General features: G+C 59.9%; 3 protein-coding genes. All 3 read left to right on the top strand.

Annotation, left to right across the window (positions count from 1 at the left end):
• Nucleotides 1-239: 239 nt before the first annotated feature.
• Complete coding sequence (locus tag ACSFA2_RS25545) at nucleotides 240-578, top strand: cell envelope biogenesis protein TolA (protein WP_435458129.1); 339 nt, start codon at nucleotides 240-242, stop codon at nucleotides 576-578.
• 154 nt (nucleotides 579-732) lie between these two features.
• Nucleotides 733-933 (top strand): hypothetical protein, encoded by a 201-nt coding sequence (locus tag ACSFA2_RS25540; protein WP_435458128.1) that lies wholly within the window; start codon nucleotides 733-735, stop codon nucleotides 931-933.
• Nucleotides 934-1,032: 99 nt separating this feature from the next.
• On the top strand, nucleotides 1,033-1,250 hold a 218-nt coding region (locus ACSFA2_RS25535), incomplete at its 3' end, for a DUF192 domain-containing protein (protein WP_435458127.1).

Here is a 1,250-nt window from a genome sequence, read left to right as displayed (position 1 = left end):
GATGTGCTGATAACTGGTCATGAGGGGGGATGGCTCCGGGATTGACGTAATTTTGACGACTGTCAGCGAATTCAGACACGGGGTGGATTCGCTGTACAGCCCGCGAACAAATCGCTGTACATTTTAGACGCAACCCATCAGCAAGCGTTTGTCAACCGGCGAGCCAATGGGCTCGTTAGTGGCTGACCTTCTGCTCGCCGGGAGGCGTTTCCAACCAATTCTCGATAGAGGAATCATCAATGAGCAAAATTCTCGCAGTCATGATCGCTGGCCTGTTCGCCGCTGGCGCCTACGCCCAAAACCCGGCCGGTACGACGCCTGAGCAAGGTAACGCCACCAACAGCAAGTCGCAGCAACGTGCCGAAACCAAGAAGGCCGCCAAGCCCGCTGGCCAAGTCAAGGCTCCCGCTGGCGACGAAGCCAAGACGCCCGAAGGCGGCGCCATTGGTGCCGACAAGGCTGCTGCCTCTGGCGAGAAGCGTGCAAGCACCCGCGACCAGCGTCGTCGCAACAAGGACGGCAGCGTGAAGCGCAAGTCGACCCAAGGCGGTACGCCTGACATGGCAGGCGCCAAGTAAGTCGGCCCAGCCCCAGAAAAGAGCGCTCTTCGGAGCGCTTTTTTTTTCGCCTGCCGCGAGCGTTCCGTTGTCAACCGCTGGAAGTGGCCTCCGTTGAATGTCTACCTTCCGCAGGGAGGGCAATCCAGATCAACGAATTTCAAAGGATATGTTCATGAACAAGCTGCTCGCAGCCCTGGTCGCCGGTCTCTTCGCTGCCGGTGCTTTCGCTCAACAAGCCGAACCCACCACCGCTGCTCCCGCAGCCGCTCCGAAGGCCGCCAAGCACGCGCCTGCCAAGAAGCATGCTGCGGCCAAGAAGCACAAGGTCAGCCACGTGGCCAAGGCCCACGCGGCCGCTGCCAAGAAGGTGTAAGCTTTCGCGCTCACCGGCAATGCCCGCATCAGCGGGCATTTTTATTGGCGTTTTTTTGATTTAGGCCGGGCCCTGACCCCGCCCTGAAAGAGTTGTCCGATGTTTCAGCGTCTAGCCGCCCTGCTTCTCGCGTCCGCATCCTTCATGATGTCGGCGCACGCCCAGCAGCAACCCCAGACCGACCTGCCGCGCACGCAGTTGTCGGTTGGCCTGTACAAGATCGATGCGCAGATTGCGCAAACGCCCCTGCAACGCGAAATCGGCCTGATGTTCCGCAAGGAAATGCCACAGGCCGAAGGCATGATCTTCGTGTTCGA

The sequence above is a fragment of the Variovorax cryoconiti genome, from assembly GCF_051216395.1.
Taxonomy (GTDB): domain Bacteria; phylum Pseudomonadota; class Gammaproteobacteria; order Burkholderiales; family Burkholderiaceae_C; genus Variovorax.
This window is presented reverse-complemented; position numbering and strand designations above follow the sequence as displayed.